Here is a 15,761-nt window from a genome sequence, read left to right as displayed (position 1 = left end):
TCCGCCGGCTCCGCCGGCGCACGGGATTGGGTTACCGGGCGCCGGCACGGCCCTCAGGGCGAACCGTTGGTCAGCAGCAGGTAGAACACCCGACCGCGGTGGAAGAGCGTGGCAGTGTCGCTGGCGGACCCGTCGAAGTACACAGGGTGCAGCGGCACCTCCTGCGTGTAGTACTCCGTGCAGCGCAGGAAGTCGGGCTCCACGGACGCGAACTCCCATTCCTGGACGGCGGAACGCGAGCCGCCCCCCCGCGGTGCCAGCATCTCGCGGACGAAGTCCGCGACCAGCACGTCGGCCTCCCGCGCCGGCTTGTGGCAGCCGTAGGGGGAGTACGCCTCACGCAGCATCCAGCGCAGCCGCCCGGCGAACTCCTCATAGCCCAGCGGTGCGAGCACCGCCCCGAACCCGTCGCGCAGCAGCCTGACCGGTACGTGATCCTCCTCCTGCGGCGCGTACGGATTACTCAGCAAGTACCACTGCCGTCGGCAGTCGACTTCGAACATCATCTGCTCGAACAGATCGCTGCGCAGGTACGCGCGCAGCACCTCCTGCCTGTCGTCCACGGTCAGAAACTGCGCGGCACCGACCTTGAGCAGAACGGTGTTGCTGTTCATCACCACGTCGACAGCCGACAGGAAACGCTCCACCGCGGCCCGGTCCACCTCGGCGAGCAACGACTGCACGGCCCCTCCTCGCACCAGATACCCGTTTCGCCGGGTGCAGCCGGCACCCGGACCATTCTCACCGACGATCATCTCCCGGGTGCGGCCCGCCGTACCGGGTACGGCCACGACCGGCGGCCGAGCCGCTCCCCTCGGTGATGCCCGGCTCCGGTGCCGGCGGCGGGCACGGATTTCGTATCGGTGGCGGTAAAGGGAAAGACTGCAGGTGAGTCCGGTGCCGATCAGGCCGCAACGCCGACGTGGCCCGCACCTCACCGACCCGCCGGCCGCGAAACCGGCCTGTCCGACCCACCGGCCGTATCCGCGCCCAGCCACCCGCACCACCGCCCGCTGTCCACCAAGCGCCACCCGCGCCGGCCCGGCCCCAAGGCCCGGACGGCACCCCCGAAGGAGACCCCACAGTGCCCTGGAAGTCCCAGCTCACCTGGACCGGCCACACCGCCGGCACCGCCACGACCGTCCACCAGGGCCGCACCTGGCACCTGTCCAAGCACCTCAGCCCACCGGACGACCAGGGCCGCTACAGCCCCTACGAACGCTGGTACCTCCACGCCGACGACGGCCACGGCCGGCCCCACCCCGACCCCGCCGGCCCCACCCTGGGCCGCAACCGCGCCAACGCCCTACGCCTGGCCGAACTCACCATCACCGGCTGGGAGAACAGCCACCAGCTGCGCCCCGGCGACGGCGTCCAACTGTGGCGGCGTACCGCCGACGGCGCCGACGCCGCCCTGGTCCCGCTGGACGAGCTCCTCGCCGGCCGGCATCGCTGACCGCGACTTCCCGGCACTGCACCGAGGCCTGACGGGAAGCGCCCGGCCCTCGGCCGAGACTCTGAGCTGCTGTTGCCGGTCGGGCCTGCGCGTTCATGGGGATGCCGGTTTCGTCGGTGCACGGGACTGGCGTCGCCGCACGTGGTGACCCGACCGGCGCCGGCCTGCAACTGCCGTGACCGAGCAGGCCGTTGCCGAGTTCCCCGACTACTCTGCCGCTGAACCCGGCAGGTCCGCCGCCTTCCCAGCGGTCGAAGTCACCCGGCAGTCGGCCGAGGCCGGCTGTCACAGGACACGGGCCGTCAGCCCACCCGCCTCCGCCTCCGGGCGCGCCGCCCGCGCCGGTGCCGTAGGCCCGGCTCCGCACCCGCTGCCGGCCGGACCGCCACCTTGCCACCCACCTGGTCCGGCCGGTGCCCTGGCCTGCTGCCGTCGGTGGCCCGCGCCGTCGGATACCCGGGTGCGGCTGCCGGGACGGCGGGGCTAGCATGGCGGTTTTGCGGAGCGGGGGAGGGACGCGGTGCTGGTGATGCCGGGGCGGCGGACGTCGACGATGGAGCTGCTGGCCGTCGAGGCGGCGGGCCGTGGGATGGCAGTGCGGGCGGCGGACGAGCCCGACCTGGCGGGTCCTGCGTGCTGGTACGGCGGGCCCCTGGCGGGTGCGAGGCTGGCGGACCGGCTCGGGTTCGCGCTGCTCGAGCCGGTGGACAGCTGGCTGGCCGAGCTGCCGCAGGAGTTCACCGGCCGTCAGATCCGGGCGGCGACTGTCGCGGACGCGTGGGCGCTCCAGGGGCCGACGTTCGTCAAGCCGCCCCGCGACAAGTCCTTCCCGCCGGATGTCCACGCCGACGGTTCCCGGCTGCCCTCCGGACTGGATCCGGCGACACCGGTTCTGTTGTCCGAGGTGGTGACCTTCGCGGCCGAGTACCGGCTGTTCCTGCTGGACGGCCGGATCGCCACGGCGAGCCGGTACGCGGTGTTCGGCCGCCTCGACCCGCGCCCGCTCGGAACCGATCCCGCCGACCGGGCAACGGCAGCGGAGATCACGGAGTTCGCCGACCGGTTGGTAGCCGCGGCCGGCCACACCATGCCGAGCGCCGTTGTCGTCGACGTCGGACAGCTGCTCGACCCCTACCGCCCGGGCCACCGCTGGGCCGTGGTGGAAGCCAACATGGCATGGTTCTCGCACGCGTACGCCGCCGACCCGGCGCGGGTGCTGGACGTGGTCCTGCGGGCGGCGGGGCCGCGCGAGCACGTGCGGCCGGGGGATCTGGCGTTCGTGCGGCACTGATCGGATCGGCATCGCGCGAACCGTCCCGCCCGGCGCCCGGGGCGCAGTGCTGCCCTCCGGCTCCAGGTCCCCCGGCGGGCGAGCGGCGGGCGCTTCGGTTTCAGGGCCGGGGCCGCCGGACCGTCAGGCCGCTGCCCCACCACGGCTCCCTGTCCGCCTGCTGCCGCGAGCAGTGTGCCGCGTCTCGGTGGTCAGGGAGCCGTGGTGGGGCTCGGCGTGCTGTCGGGGCCGAAGGTGACGATGTCGGGCTTGGCAGCGCCGTAGCAGCCCGCGTCGAAGCCGGCGCGGTCCAGGCTCGCCTGCTTCGACGGCGACAGTTCGTTCCACTGGGTGGCGCACGTCTCAGCCGACGGCTCGCCGCCCCGGTGCACGATATTCAGGACAGCGCCGGCGCCGGCGCCGGCCGACTGAGCCCAGTCGGCTACCACCGGCTTGTCCGCCACGGACGGTGACGACGATGCCGATGCGGGCATCGACGGCGCAGGCCCGGCAGTCCCGGACCCGGCGGAAGAGCACCCCGCCACCAGGGCCGATGAACCGACGACAGCAATCGCCACCGCAACCTGCATGATCTTGTGCATGACAGCAGACAGTAGCCGACACGAGTCACCCACCGCGGAGCGGGGCCGGGCCGAGCACGCGGCAGGGCCCCGGACACGCCCACCCCGACCACCGACCACGACACACCGGGCGGCGGCCGCCCCGACACCCCCAGTCGGGCCCCGGCCCGACCCAGCACCCCGCCCGCTGCGCAGCGTCCCGCTTCTGAGCAGCCGTCAGCTGTTCACTGGAGCTGGTCGACGGACGGCAGGGAGGTCGGCATCTCGGCGGTGACCCAGGCGTACTCCAGGGCCGACAGGGTCGTGCCGCCCTCGGCCCAGAGCAGTAGTTCGCCGATGTACTCGCCGCAGCGGTCGTAGACGCCTGCGCCGGCCGGCAGGACGCTCACCGACCCGGTTCCCCAGGTGGCCACCACCTCGGTGCGGTCCAGTTGGCCGCGCAGCGCCGGGGCGCCGGCGAAGTCCGCTTCCAGGAGGTGTTCCAGCACGGCTCGCTCGGAGTCGTTCAGGGGACGAGGTTCGATGGGCACGGCAGACACGGGTCCATTCTCGCGGTCCGCTGCCGTTCGCACTCGGCCGCGGCCGGCCGATGCATGGCGGTCAAGGTCGACATCGGCGCCGACGCCGGGCGTGGGGATGCCGAGGACATCGAGGAGGCCGATCCCGGGGCGAGGCAGGTGATCAACCTGGTCGACGCCCACCGGCTGCAGCGGACCAGCTTCGGCAAGAAGGGCTACCTGGTCTACCTGAAGGGGTACTTGAAGCAGGTGGAGAGCCCCCCCTGCGCCGAGACCGCACCGGCCAAGACCCTCATGGCCGATTTCGACAGCTACAGCTTCTACCAGGGCGAGATCTCGGACGCCGAGGGCATGGTGGCCCTCGCCCGCCCCACCGGATGACACCTGGACCTTCACCTTCTGGAAGCACGGGGTGCAGACCGAAAAGTACTGACGCTCCGGCCGCCGGTTCGATTGCCGCCGGAATCACTGCGGGATGCCCTGCCGGTCCGCCTGCCGCCTGGCCGCCGTGCTGCGCCCCGACGCCGGCCTGGCCGCTCTGGTCTCAGGCGTCCGGGTGGGTGGTGTGGCCGGGGTAGGGGCCGAGGGTGGTGCACCAGTGGCAGTCGCAGGTGGTGAGGGTATTGGCTTGGCAGTGGGCGGTGGGCCAGTACCGGGAGGTGCAGGGGCCGGGGTCCACCAAGGTGCCGTCGTCGGGGAGAGTGCGTCGGCACCAGCCGCACTGGACGGCGGCGGGTACGCCGGCCTGGCGGAGCTGTCGGGCCGCGGCGATGGCGGTGTCGAAGGGGATGTCCTCGCGTGCGGTTGCGGGTGCGCTGTCCAGGAGCTGCCTGCTGTGCCACAGGCTGAGGTTGGTGACCGCACGGACTGCTCGAAGGGCCGCCGGCCCGCGTGGCGTGGCGTCGGTCAGCAGGACGGTGAACTGCGGGTCCTCCACTGGTCTCCTCCGGGGGTGGGCTGGTGTGATGCCGCGCCCCAGTCAATCGTTCGGAAGAGGGCGGGTCCAAGGAGATACCGGTCGGCTCGGCGCAAGCCTTCAGAATCACCGGGCGGATCTGTCGCCAGAAGCCCAACCCCGGCCCAGCAGTGGCATCCGCGCAGCTCAGAGCAGCCACCAAGGCAGCCGATGCGATCACGCACGGCACCAAGGGCCCGCAGGCGGAGGCGCGGTCCGTCCGCTCGCCCGAGGCCGCCGCCTGCCCCGCCTCGTCCCTCGCCCCCGGTCCGCTGCGCCCGGTCGCCGCCGGTGGCCGGTGCGGCGCAGTCAGGTTCCGGGGGGTGGCTGTCGTGCTGTCCTGCCGGCAGGGGGCTGCCGGTCGGATCATCACTTGTGGTTACCCGTTCGAATGAACGTGCCCGGCGGAACTGTTGGTTGACCAACCATCGCTGCTACCAATGGCCTTGCGCCCGCTCACGTACCGGGAACGCACCTCAAGGCCGTGCGCGCATCGCACGCCTGCAGCAAGGACGGATCCACCCATGGCACTCGCATTCCGCAAGACGCCGGCCGTCGCCGCACTGGCCCTCAGTGCCGCTTTCCTGCCCACTACGGGGGCCGGGGCCGCGGAGGCCGCCACCCCGTCCCTGCGTACTCCCGGCCTGTACTGTCTCGCCAACACCTGGGACAGCCCGAAGGACTCCACGAAGCCCTGTGACACCAAGGACCAGGGCCAGCACTGGACTCTGTCCGGCCAGCAGATCTCCCTCACCAACGCGAGGGCCTACTGCCTCGCCAACACGTGGAACGCCCAGGACGTCTCCACCAAGCCGTGCAACCCGAAGGACCAGGGCCAGTACTGGACCGTCTCGGGTCAGCAGATCTCCCTCACCTTCGCGCCGGCGTACTGCCTCGCCAACGCGTGGGGCACCCCGGACATCTCGACCAAGCCGTGCGACCCCAAGGACCCGGGCCAGCACTGGGTGGTCTTCAACGACCAGATCAGCCTCGCCAACGCCTGACCCGAGCCCGGCCGAGCCCCGCCCTGGCCGCCTCCCGGGCCCGCCCTCACCCGCCGGGCAGCAGGCCGCTCTGGGCTGCCAGGACGGCGAGGCGGACGCGGTTGGGGGAGCCGGTCCGGTCCATCAGGGCCGAGATGTGGGCCTTGACGGTGGTGGCGCCGAGACGCAGGCGGGTGGCGATCTCGGCGTTGGACAGCCCCTGGGCGAGCAGGCCGAGAATCTCGCGTTCGCGTCCGGACACGCCCGCGCCGAGGTCCGCGCCGGGAACGGGCCCGGACCCGGAGGCGGAGCGCGACGCCCGGACGACGACCCGCCGCAGGACGTCCGGGCTGAACGGGTGGCCGCCCGCAGCGGCGCGGCGGATCCCGTCGAGCAGTTCGTCGGGCGTGACGTCCTTGGCGAGAAAGCCGCAGGCACCCGCGGACAGGGCGGGGTAGAGGTGATCGTCGTCGTCGAAAGTGGTGAGCACCACGACGCGGGTGTCCGGCCGCTCCTGAAGGATGCGGCGGGTCGCGGTGGCGCCGTCCACACCGGGCATCCGCAGGTCCATCAGGACGACGTCCGGGCGCAGTTCGGCAGCGAAACGTACGGCGTCCTCACCGTGACCGGCCTCGGCCACCACCTCCAGGTCCGCGGCGGATCCGCACAGCATCCGCAGCCCGGCCCGGACCAGGCGCTGGTCGTCGACCAGCAGCACCCGGATCACCGGTGCCGCTCCGACCGCCCGCTGCCGGCCGCCGCCGCGACGGCGCGTACGCCCGCCGGCCGGGGCGGCGGCAGCGGCAGGGTGGCCGTCAGGCACCAACCGCCGCCGGGCGCGGGCCCGGCGCTCAGGACACCGCCGGCCAGGACCATCCGTTCGCGCAGGCCCACCAGACCGTGACCGGGGCCCGCCTGCAGCCCGCCCGTACGTGCGGCGGTCCGGGGTCCGCCGCCGTCGACCAGCTCCACGACCGTCTGCCCCGACGCCGGCCGCCGCACCCCGATCCGGACCCAGGCGCCCGGCCCGGCGTGTTTGGCGACATTGGTCAGGCCCTCCTGCACGACGCGCAGGACGGCGAGCGCCTGCAGCGGGTCCAGCCCGCCCAGCTCCGGATCGAGCTCGGCCTCGACCAGGAGCCCCGCCGCCACGCTGTCGCGCACGAGCGCCCGCAGCGCCGGGAGGAGTTCCTCCGGGCCCAGCGGCCAGACCTCCGCCGCGGCGCCGGCCTGCGGGTCCCGGAGCATCCCCACCAGCCGCTTGAGGTCGTCCATGGCACGCAGCGCGCTCTCGTGCACGTCCTCCAGTACCTCGGCGACCGGGCCGGCCCCGGCGGGAGCCACATGCCGCGCCACCCCCACCCGCAGCACGATCGCGGCGATGTGATGCGCCACCAGGTCGTGCACCTCCCGCGAGATCGCGGTGCGCTCGGCGGCGCGGACCGCCTGCCCGGCGAGCCGGCGGCGCAGCTCCGCCTCGGCGGCACGCTCGCGGGACTCGTGCACGAGCCGCCGCACGGCATGCAGGTAGGCGCCCAGCAGCAGCGGCACCAGCACCACCACGGCGGTCCGGTAGGCCATGCCCGCCGCATCCGCGGCCGGCCGCTGCGCCGCGATCACGGTGTAGACGGCCAGCACCGTCAGGACCCCGGCGGCGACCGCCCGGCCGCGACGGCGGGCGGCCAACTCCAGCAGCGCGACCGCGACCAGGACCTTCGCGCAGACCGGGGTGGTCGCGCCGAAGCGTTCCGCCGCCAGCAGGAGAACCGACTGGCCGGCCAGCACGGCGAACGGGCGGGCGGTGGCGGCGAAGCCCAGGGCCAGGCCGGCCAGGGCGCAGGCCCAGTCGGCAGCGGACGGTGCCGGCCCCGGCCGCCCGAGCCACAACCAGCCCACCGCGCAGACCACCAGAGCACTACGGGCGAGCAGCGTGCGGCGGCGCTCGGGCCCGGTGATCTCGAAGTCCACGTCCCGACAGTAGCCGAGGCCGACGACGCGGCCTCCTACCCGAGGAGGAGAGCGCCGCGACCGATCGGTCGAAACCCCCGCCCGGCAGAGTGATCCGGCGGGCAGCGGCCGTCCGCCAGGCTTCGAGGCATGACCAACCACCAGCACACACAGCCCAACGGCAGCCCCAGCCGGCCTTCTGACGCCTCGTCGGCACAGTCCCCGGGCGGCCCCGGGCGCCGCGCCGTGCTCGCCGGCGCGGCCGGCCTGCTCGGCATGGCAGGCCTGGCCGCCGCACCGGCCGCCGCCGCCTCCCCGGCGCGTCCCGCGCCGCGAGGCCGTTTCGCCGGGAAGGTGGTGGCCGTCACCGGGGCCACCTCGGGAATCGGCCGCGCCACCGCACTGGCCTTCGCCGCCCAGGGCGCCGCGGTCGGCTTCTGCGGGCGGCGGGCCGAGCTCGGGGCCCAGGTGGAGCGCGAGATCCGCCTGGCCGGCGGCAGCGCCCGCTACATCCGGGCCGACGTCCGGGTCGAGAAGGACGTGGAGAACTTCGTCGAACAGACCGTCAACTCCTTCGGCGGCCTGGACATCGCCTTCAACAACGCGGGCATCAGCCGCACCGCCCGGCTGCACGAACTGGGCACCGACACCTTCGACGACGTGATGGCCACCAACGCGCGGGGCGTGTTCCTGTCGATGAAGTACCAGATCCCCCACCTGATCGCCCGCGGTGGCGGGGTGGTGATCGTGACCTCGTCCTCCGCCGTCGAGGTGGCCCGGCCGCAGGGCGCCGCCTACTCGGCCGCCAAGCGCGCGGTCCAGGGCCTGGTGCAGGCCGCCGCGCTCGACTACGGCCGGGACGGCATCCGGGTCAACGCCATCATGCCGGGCACCACGGACACCGCGCTGGTACGGCCGCCGGGTATGGACGACGCGACCTGGGCCACCGCGAGGGCCTGGCTGGGCGAGCAGAACATCGACGGGCTGCACCGCATCGCCTCGCCCGAGGACATCGCCCAAGCGGTCCTGGGCCTGGCGGCGGACGACTTCGCCTACATGACCGGGGCCAGCGTCTTCGTCGACGGCGGCGCAAGCGCCGGCCGCCGCCTGCTCGTCCCGCCCCGGCCCTGACCGGAGAACACCCCGGGCAGGCCGCCGTCCCGGGTGGGGCCGCGTGGAAGGTGGCGACAACCGGCGACGGCTGATGCGTGCGGTGACCCAGGTCGGTAACGGACCTTGACGACCCGTCACCAACGTTCCTGGCGCGAGTCAGTTCTCGGGTTCAAGGAACGCGGACCGGACGCTCAGGACACCGCGGCGAACAGGCGCGGCCGGTGCGGAGCGGTCACGAGAGACAGCAGCCCTGCTCCGCGTCAGTGCCGGACAGAGGGCCGACATCAGCGATCACCACTGTGCCGAGGGATCGGTCGAGCGCACGGGGCGGCGAAGGCGCCGGTCACCAGGGCGTACCCCCGGTGTCCAGGCGGACCATCACCCTGTCCGGGACGGCGACCGGTTCGTCTCGAGAGCCGGTCCAGGTGCAGGCCGATGACACCACCCGCTCCGTCGTCCTGCGGGCCCGGCCGGACGAGGCGTTCGACCGGGCTGACGCGCTCTCACGCGGCGGGATCGGCCGGCTTCGTGTCAGCCGATGCCTGCTCGCGTCTCCGCGAGCACCGCTGCCGTGCCCTCGGCGGCCCGGGGATCGGCGATGGCGGCGAACAGTGCGGCCAGCGAGTCCAGGACGCCCAGGTGGTGGGCGGGCACCCAAGGCTCGGGTAGCGGGCCGTCGACGGAGGAGTCCTCGTCGGGCCGCGGGGGCGGCTGGGGCCACCAGCGCCACCAGTGTCGTGGGAGGTGGATGACGGCTGTCCGACCCGTCCGGGCCTGCTGCCTGCTCGTCGCCGGGCGGCTCCCTCGTGGCCCGGTGGTGTGCTCTCCGCTCCGGCCGGGCCGCGGGTTTTTCTGATGGCCCGTCACCGTGCTTTCGCTGGGGCGCTACGGACTTCACCGCCCGTGTCGCTTGCCGGGGCTGTGCTGTGCCCGGCTGTAGTTCACCTTCGATCATTGCTGGTGTCACCGTGTGGACTGGGAGGCCTAGGCTTCCAAAACCACCCGGACCGTCAGCAGGCCGGACCGCAGACCCCACTTGAGGAGCGCGCACAGTGTTCGACCTCGCACCGGAGCACCCGTACCCCGACGCCCACCGACCGGACGAGGCGCCCGCGCCGCACGCACTGCTGAAACCGGTGCTCGGGCTCCTGGGAACCTGGCGCGGCCGGGGACGCGGCGGGTACCCGACGCTCGCCGGCGAGTTCACCTACGCGCAGGAGATCACCTTCAGCCACGACGGCCGGCCTTTCCTCCACTACGAGACCCGGGCCTGGCTGCTCGACGCCGACAATGTGCCGCTGCGCCCGTCGGCCCGGGAGAGCGGCTGGTGGCGGCTCCAGCCTGACGGCAGGGTGGAGGCCCTGATCACCCAACCCACCGGCATCGCGGAGATCCTGGTCGGCCGGGCGGACGGCACCGCAGTCGACCTCGCCACCCACCAGGTGGCGCTCGCGCCCACGGCCAAAGAGGTCAGCGCCACACGTCGGTGCTACACCCTGGCCGGCGACGGCACGCTCACTTTCGTCCACGACCTCGCGGCAGTCGGCCAACCGCTCCAGCACCACCTCTCGGCGCAACTGTGGCACCAGGGCTAGTCCTGCAACAGTGCACCTGCCACGCCCTGCCCGGCACCGCCTGAGGGCCCGTCACGCCGGCCCACCCCGTGGCCGGGCAGCCGGCTGCGCCCGGGCCGGCGAGACGCCGGCCAGGTGTGCGACGACGTGGCGGAGCAGCGCCACCCTCGTCCTGTCCGAGCACGTTCGACCTCCTTGTTCCACCGGATGCCTCGTGAGCGAGCCGGGACGATCTGCGTGATCGACACTGCGTCTGGGGGCACCGACATCGTCATGGAGGATCTGCAGTGAGAGTTCGAAACGGTCTCGTCAGCGTCGTCGCCGCCGTCAGCCTCGCGGTGCTGGGTACAGGAGGGGTGAGCGTTGCCCACGCCGCCGGGCCGTCCGGGACGGCACCCTCGTCCGGCCGGGCGGCTGTTGCGGCCTGCCAGCTGACGCTGGCACAGCTCACGAGCAAGGTCATGGCAGAGGTGCAGGCACAGTACCCCTCGGTGACCACGCTCATGCTGGCCAGCGGTGAGTCGCCGACCGGCCCCACCACCGTGATGACGGATGTGACCCACTGGGAGTTCGTGATCAACAACTCCGCCGAGGGCGCAGTCGGCAGCGTGGATGTGCTGGCTGATCTCGACGGCACGATCTCCGGCATGACGACGAACGCGCAGCGGTGGGGCGGAGTCCTGCCGATCATCCCGCCGGTCACCATGGAGCCGACCGAGGCTTACAGCATTCTGCAGGCGGCCGGGCACACGGACGCCTACCAGTTCGTCTCGCTGGTGAAGCCGCTGGTCGCCGACCCGCACCTGCAGTATCACTTCTCCAACACGCTCGGGGGCCAGGGCTACGCGGTGAACACCGACGTGCCCCACACCGTCGCCCCGATCCTCCCCGGCGCCCTCGGTGCCCTGGAGCCCGACGACTGCTGACCCACGCTCAACGAGTCGGCACCGGCTGGCTCTTCACCACCACTGCGGCTGCGGTGTGCGGCCCCGCCCCCGTACGTCGCCAGCCTCGAGGAGGCCCTGGCCGAGCCCTTGCGCCGGGGCTCACGTACTCCGCCTGCCGCGCCGCTCCGCCTGCCCGCCGCTGCTCGTACCTCGCCGGACGGGGCGGCACGCATCGGCGACGCGGCCGAAGGCGCGAGGAGGCGGCGGGCACGCCGGGTGAGGTGGCGGTCCGTCAGGCCGCGGCCTTGTCCTGGCCGTTGCCCGCCGGGCTGCTGCTCCGGGGCGACCCGTCTCAGCGAGGTTTGACGGTCGGGCTTCGTCTCATCGGACTTTGACCAGGGCGGGTTCGGGGTCGTGTCGGGGGCGGGGATGCGTAGGCGGGCAGGCAGCCGGGCCGGAAGGCCTTCGGCTGCCCGTCCGTCCCAATGTGTGTCAGAGCACGGCGAGCCGGTTCACCAGGAGTTCCAGCCTCCATTCGGTGTGCTGTGGCGGGAGCCGTCCTGCCCGGGTCAGGGTGGCCAGTCCGTGCAGGGCCGCCCAGAACGTCTCGGTGAACAGTCCCGGGTGCACGCCGTCCCCGGCGACCTCGCCGAGGGACTCCAGGAGGGCGGCGAAGGCGTCCTTCAGTGGCGCAGGGGTGTCCTCCTGCGCGTACGGGAGGCCGCCGTCGAGCTGGAAGATGGCGTCGTAGACCGCCGGGTGGCGCTCGGCGTAGTCGAGGTAGGCGCGGGCGAGGGCGTACACCCGCTCGCGCGGGCCGTCTGCGGCGGCGGTCGCGGCCCGCAGCGCCGCGGCCAGCTCCGTGGCGCCGTCGAGGGCGACGGCGCCGATGATCTCGCGTTTGCCGCGGAAGTGGCTGTAGAGGACGGGCTGGCTGTACTCGATGCGCTCGGCGAGCCGGCGGGTGGTGACCGCGTCCCAGCCCTGCTGCTCGGCGAGTTCGCGGGCTGTTGCCACGATGAGGCGTTCGCGGGCCGCCCGTTCGCGTTCCTTGCGTTCCTGTACCGACATGACCCGATCCTAGCAGTGCTAGACAAGAGAGCGTCAGTAGAGCTAGCGTTACCACGTCATCTAGCAGCGCTAGATCCCAGGAGGGGTCATCATGCTCAACGCACTCGAGGTGTTCACCGTCGTGGTCGTCGGCCTGATGGTGGGGGTGGAGTTCTCGGTCGCCTTCGTCGTCAACCGGATCCTCGGCGCACTGCCTGAAGACAGCTACCAGCTCGGCCGCGCCCACGGGGGCCGGATGCTCGGCGCCCTGATGCCGGTCTGGTACTTCACCTCCCTCGCCCTGAGCACCGTGTGGGCCATAGCCGGATGGCACCGCCCCGGCGCCGGCCTGGTCGTCACCGCCGCCGGGCTGCTGGTCCTCAGCGTGGCCATGTCGATCCTGCTGCTCGTCCCGATCAACAACCGGAGCAAGACGTGGACCCCCGAGAACCGGCCCGCGGACTGGAGGGAGCAGAGCGACCGCTGGGACCGCTACCACTACGGCCGCGTCGCCGTCATCGTCGCCGCCTTCGCCCTGCTGGCCACCGCCCTCGCCTGAGCCCGCAGACGGTGGCTGGAACTTGAACACCGTCTGGCACTGAGCCCCTGCCGCCGGCTCTGCCGCCAGGGCGTCGCCGGGCCGCTGCCCCGGCCGTGGCCCGGTGGTGCGCTCTTCGCTCCGCACCGGGGCCCGGAATTTCCCTCTGACGGCCCGTCACCGTGCCTTCCCTCCGCAGGACACGGCGACGGGTTGAGCGGCTACTGCGGGTCGGTGCCGGCGGCTCCGAGCCCGGCGGTGGTGGCCGCGTTCGCCGTGGCGGCGAGGGCGGGCAGCTCGCGCTCCAGCTCGTTCAGCACCAAGACGGGCATCGAGGCGGCCACCGCGCAGACCGCGATCCGCTCACCCATCGCCAACCTCGGCAGCTCGGTGGCATACGGGTTGCGGAGTCATCGCTGAGGTCGAAGCCGGCCTGTCGATCTGCTCCGCTCACGTCACCACCATGTCCCAGTGCGGTACGGGAACTGAGCTCGGGTCACCCGCCCACCCCTCCAACCAGTAGCGTGCGGCCGTCGAGTCCAGCAGTCCAGCCGATCGCCACACCACCGGGAGACTCCGCCCATGCCCATCCTCGGCCCCCGCACCTTCCTGACCACGGTCGTCCTCGCCGCCACGCTGACGCTGACCGCCTGCGACCCTGTGGCCGAAGCCGACCCCAGCGCGTCCGCCGCATCCCCCCTTGCCTCAGTGCCCGCAGAGTCCTTCTCCTCGCCCGCCGGTTCGGGCAAGCACACGCTTGGCGAGGCCGCCACTGCCGGCGGGCTCACCAGGGACACCGGTGCCGACGCGGTGTCCGACGTCCCGGTCGACCCGGGTGAGATGCGTGACGACATGCACCTGGTGGTCGCCGACTACCACCGCGCCGGGCAGACCTCCGGCAGCCGCATCCTTTTCGTCGGCGTCGACAACGTTCCCGAGGACCCGAGCAAGCGCCGAGAGCACCTCTGGCGCGGCCTGATCGACTACGCCCTGCAGAACGGCTCCACCGGCACTCCCACCACCGCCGAGCCGTACCAGCCCGGCCCGCTCGGCGGATCCCTCGAGTGCCTCAGCCTGCCCGAGTCCGCCAACGCCACCGACGTCATCTGCGGCTGGGCCGACACCACCACCGCCGCCGTCGCACTCTTCCCCCGCACCACACCGGCCGATGCTGCCCGCCTCTTCACCGCCATGCGCGCCGACCTCGAACACTGACCGCCCCGGCTACCGCCCCCCGCCCCGTGGGTGCGGGCTTTGTTTCCCGGCTGTTCCTGCCTGGAGGTGTCCGCGGCGGACGGTGTGGCGGTGGCCGGCCGCAGCCGAAGCAGGACGCCAGCACCGTTCGGGCTCCTGGTGGCCGGGCCCCGACCACGACGAGGTTCACCGTCACAGCGCAGGTCCGTCAGCTCCTGGCCCTGTGGGGCGGCAACGTCGCTGCCGTCCAGCGCGAACTCGCCGCCCGCGCCACCAAGCCGACTGCCCCAGCTGACGACACCTCACCAACCCCGGAGCCTCTCACCGAGTCCAGCACCGAACCAGCCAGTACCTCCGCCCGGCCCCAGCTCTGACGACGGGTGCGCCGTCCCTGACGACGCTGCGCCGGGTGATCCGGCGGGACCTGACCGTGGGGGAGCGGGCGGGACTCGGTTGGAGGGCTGCGGGCGGCGGGCGGTGGGCGGTGGGCGGCGATGCTCGGCCGCGTGGAGGTTCCGTGTTTGCCCAGAGCCGGGCCGTGTTGCAGGCGATGCTGTCGGCGATTCCCGTGATCGTCGCCTTGGCGGGGTTCACGGTGCGCGACAGCCGGAGGTGCTTGCCGGACCCGGCAACAGCCCGTCATGGGCCGTGGCTGGCCGGCGAGCGCTGGTGAGTAGTTGGCGGGCGGACCTGGAGCCTGGCAGGGCGAGCCGCGCACCGCCACTGTCCTGCAGGACTGATTCGGCGCCGTGACCGCGGGCCGCATCAACGCGGCGGCAGCCTGCGGGCTTTGCTCCCTTCACCGGAGGCGCTCGCCACCAGCTGCGGTGAGTAGCCCGCACGAGGCAGTGCAGGTGGTGCCGCCGGCAGGCAGCCGGCGGCTGCTGCGAGGCGCCAGCCCCGCCACGCTTATACGAGTTACTGGAAAGGCATGGATAGTGTCAGTGGGGCGGCGTAGAGCCGTAACGCATTTCCAGTAACCGATACACAGGTCTTGAGCATTTGCTCCCCACAGCCCCACCAACGCCCAGAACGCCCCCAGAGCCGGGCTGCGCCTGTCCAGGCCGGACCAGGGCCCGGCAGGCTGCTACCCGCAGTTGTCCGGCTGAAGCGAGTGGAGCTTCGCCCGAGTGAGCGTGTCGTACCGACTGACCTGGGCCCGGATGAGCCGGACACTGGGCGGGATCGCCACGGACACGGGAGCGCGACTCCACCGCAGCCACAGCGCCAGGTGGCCGAGTTCGGCAGCCTGGGCAAGCTTCTCCAGGGACCACAACTTGGTCCCCCGGTCCACCTCGACGCTGATCAGCCGCCCCTTTCCCGAGCGGTGCTGGAGCTGGAGATCGAGGCGGCCGGTCCGGCCCAGACGGCTAGCGGTGGGCAAGTCGACCTCCCGCCGGACCTGGTAGCCGAGTCCGGTAGCCCAGTCGGCCACCGAGTCCGTGAAGAAGGTCGTCACCTCGGCTGTGGACAGGTCGGTGAACCGCTGGCGGTTGAGCCAGGCGCGCAGGGAATGGGCGGCGGCATCGAGCCCTTGTTCCGGCATAGACCGAGTATGAGACCCACCACTGACGGCCTGTCAGGAGGGGCTGCAAGACCTAGTCCGGCCTCTTCGCCTTGGTACGGGGTGTGCCGTCCGGCGCCAGTTCGCGCCCTCACCCCGGACACCTGACCTCATAGCCCGGGCCACCACGC

General features: G+C 72.6%; 19 protein-coding genes. 9 read left to right on the top strand and 10 right to left on the bottom strand.

The annotated features are described in order from the left end of the window. Nucleotides 1-53: 53 nt before the first annotated feature. Entirely contained in the window at nucleotides 54-674 is a 621-nt protein-coding gene (locus ASC99_RS19690) for a hypothetical protein (protein ID WP_157531636.1), read from the bottom strand. A gap of 410 nt (nucleotides 675-1,084) precedes the next feature. Between ASC99_RS19690 and ASC99_RS19685 the strand changes: the two genes are divergently transcribed. Together ASC99_RS19685 and ASC99_RS19680 are read left to right on the top strand one after the other, a co-directional pair. Then, the gene (locus ASC99_RS19685; protein WP_057233855.1) at nucleotides 1,085-1,456 is read left to right on the top strand and encodes a hypothetical protein; all 372 of its coding nucleotides are present in this window, start codon (nucleotides 1,085-1,087) and stop codon (nucleotides 1,454-1,456) included. 553 nt (nucleotides 1,457-2,009) lie between these two features. After that, a complete protein-coding gene (locus ASC99_RS19680; RefSeq protein ID WP_057233895.1) occupies nucleotides 2,010-2,747 on the top strand; it encodes an ATP-grasp domain-containing protein in 738 nt (245 codons plus the stop codon). Between the two features lie 191 nt (nucleotides 2,748-2,938). On the opposite strand, the gene ASC99_RS38730 is transcribed toward ASC99_RS19680, so the two are convergent. Further along, nucleotides 2,939-3,328, bottom strand: coding sequence for a hypothetical protein (locus ASC99_RS38730; protein WP_157531635.1), 390 nt, complete (start codon nucleotides 3,326-3,328; stop codon nucleotides 2,939-2,941). A 203-nt stretch (nucleotides 3,329-3,531) separates the two neighbouring features. Continuing rightward, nucleotides 3,532-3,846: a hypothetical protein gene (locus ASC99_RS39455; protein ID WP_063857134.1), complete on the bottom strand. Its 315-nt coding sequence runs from the start codon at nucleotides 3,844-3,846 to the stop codon at nucleotides 3,532-3,534. On the opposite strand from ASC99_RS39455, the gene ASC99_RS19665 reads away from it, so the two are divergent. Further along, nucleotides 3,784-4,206 carry a hypothetical protein gene (locus tag ASC99_RS19665; protein ID WP_162257900.1) on the top strand — a complete coding sequence of 141 codons (423 nt, stop codon included), beginning with the start codon at nucleotides 3,784-3,786 and terminating at the stop codon, nucleotides 4,204-4,206. The two genes, ASC99_RS39455 and ASC99_RS19665, sit on opposite strands and share 63 nt — an antisense overlap. 163 nt (nucleotides 4,207-4,369) lie before the next feature. Here the strand turns inward: ASC99_RS19665 and ASC99_RS19660 are convergent, their stop codons facing one another. Further along, nucleotides 4,370-4,762 carry a ribosomal protein L7/L12 gene (locus tag ASC99_RS19660; protein WP_057233847.1) on the bottom strand — a complete coding sequence of 131 codons (393 nt, stop codon included), beginning with the start codon at nucleotides 4,760-4,762 and terminating at the stop codon, nucleotides 4,370-4,372. Between the two features lie 542 nt (nucleotides 4,763-5,304). On the opposite strand from ASC99_RS19660, the gene ASC99_RS19655 reads away from it, so the two are divergent. Further along, the gene (locus ASC99_RS19655) at nucleotides 5,305-5,784 is read left to right on the top strand and encodes a ricin-type beta-trefoil lectin domain protein (protein ID WP_057233845.1); all 480 of its coding nucleotides are present in this window, start codon (nucleotides 5,305-5,307) and stop codon (nucleotides 5,782-5,784) included. 46 nt (nucleotides 5,785-5,830) lie between these two features. Here the strand turns inward: ASC99_RS19655 and ASC99_RS19650 are convergent, their stop codons facing one another. Next, nucleotides 5,831-6,490, bottom strand: coding sequence for a response regulator transcription factor (locus ASC99_RS19650; protein ID WP_057233893.1), 660 nt, complete (start codon nucleotides 6,488-6,490; stop codon nucleotides 5,831-5,833). Continuing rightward, the gene (locus tag ASC99_RS19645; protein ID WP_057233843.1) at nucleotides 6,487-7,731 is read right to left on the bottom strand and encodes a sensor histidine kinase; all 1,245 of its coding nucleotides are present in this window, start codon (nucleotides 7,729-7,731) and stop codon (nucleotides 6,487-6,489) included. The genes ASC99_RS19650 and ASC99_RS19645 overlap by 4 nt, the downstream gene beginning before the upstream one ends. 129 nt (nucleotides 7,732-7,860) lie before the next feature. Between ASC99_RS19645 and ASC99_RS19640 the strand changes: the two genes are divergently transcribed. Beyond that, nucleotides 7,861-8,841: an SDR family NAD(P)-dependent oxidoreductase gene (locus ASC99_RS19640; RefSeq protein WP_082598465.1), complete on the top strand. Its 981-nt coding sequence runs from the start codon at nucleotides 7,861-7,863 to the stop codon at nucleotides 8,839-8,841. 513 nt (nucleotides 8,842-9,354) lie between these two features. Here ASC99_RS19640 and ASC99_RS41745 read toward each other — a convergent pair. Continuing rightward, nucleotides 9,355-9,477: a hypothetical protein gene (locus tag ASC99_RS41745; RefSeq protein ID WP_255359258.1), complete on the bottom strand. Its 123-nt coding sequence runs from the start codon at nucleotides 9,475-9,477 to the stop codon at nucleotides 9,355-9,357. A 398-nt stretch (nucleotides 9,478-9,875) separates the two neighbouring features. Between ASC99_RS41745 and ASC99_RS19635 the strand changes: the two genes are divergently transcribed. Both ASC99_RS19635 and ASC99_RS19630 read left to right on the top strand, forming a co-directional pair. Next, nucleotides 9,876-10,418, top strand: coding sequence for an FABP family protein (locus ASC99_RS19635; RefSeq protein WP_057233841.1), 543 nt, complete (start codon nucleotides 9,876-9,878; stop codon nucleotides 10,416-10,418). 470 nt (nucleotides 10,419-10,888) lie between these two features. Further along, the gene (locus ASC99_RS19630; RefSeq protein ID WP_157531632.1) at nucleotides 10,889-11,323 is read left to right on the top strand and encodes a hypothetical protein; all 435 of its coding nucleotides are present in this window, start codon (nucleotides 10,889-10,891) and stop codon (nucleotides 11,321-11,323) included. A gap of 453 nt (nucleotides 11,324-11,776) precedes the next feature. Here ASC99_RS19630 and ASC99_RS19625 read toward each other — a convergent pair whose 3' ends face one another. Beyond that, entirely contained in the window at nucleotides 11,777-12,355 is a 579-nt protein-coding gene (locus ASC99_RS19625; RefSeq protein ID WP_057233837.1) for a TetR/AcrR family transcriptional regulator, read from the bottom strand. 91 nt (nucleotides 12,356-12,446) lie between these two features. Here ASC99_RS19625 and ASC99_RS19620 point away from each other — a divergent pair, with 91 nt between their 5' ends. Beyond that, complete coding sequence (locus ASC99_RS19620; RefSeq protein ID WP_057233835.1) at nucleotides 12,447-12,893, top strand: DUF1772 domain-containing protein; 447 nt, start codon at nucleotides 12,447-12,449, stop codon at nucleotides 12,891-12,893. 200 nt (nucleotides 12,894-13,093) lie between these two features. On the opposite strand, the gene ASC99_RS38720 is transcribed toward ASC99_RS19620, so the two are convergent. Next, a complete protein-coding gene (locus ASC99_RS38720) occupies nucleotides 13,094-13,243 on the bottom strand; it encodes a hypothetical protein (protein WP_157531631.1) in 150 nt (49 codons plus the stop codon). Between the two features lie 211 nt (nucleotides 13,244-13,454). Here ASC99_RS38720 and ASC99_RS19615 point away from each other — a divergent pair, with 211 nt between their 5' ends. Continuing rightward, nucleotides 13,455-14,087 carry a hypothetical protein gene (locus ASC99_RS19615; RefSeq protein ID WP_057233833.1) on the top strand — a complete coding sequence of 211 codons (633 nt, stop codon included), beginning with the start codon at nucleotides 13,455-13,457 and terminating at the stop codon, nucleotides 14,085-14,087. 1,066 nt (nucleotides 14,088-15,153) lie between these two features. On the opposite strand, the gene ASC99_RS19610 is transcribed toward ASC99_RS19615, so the two are convergent. Then, complete coding sequence (locus tag ASC99_RS19610; RefSeq protein WP_057233831.1) at nucleotides 15,154-15,612, bottom strand: hypothetical protein; 459 nt, start codon at nucleotides 15,610-15,612, stop codon at nucleotides 15,154-15,156. Between the last annotated feature and the right edge of the window lie 149 nt (nucleotides 15,613-15,761).

Origin of the sequence: Kitasatospora sp. Root107 (assembly GCF_001424875.1) — a bacterium.
Classification (GTDB): Bacteria; Actinomycetota; Actinomycetes; order Streptomycetales; family Streptomycetaceae; genus Kitasatospora.
The sequence above is the reverse complement of the archived record's forward strand: the minus strand, read 5'-3'. Positions and strand labels throughout refer to the sequence as shown.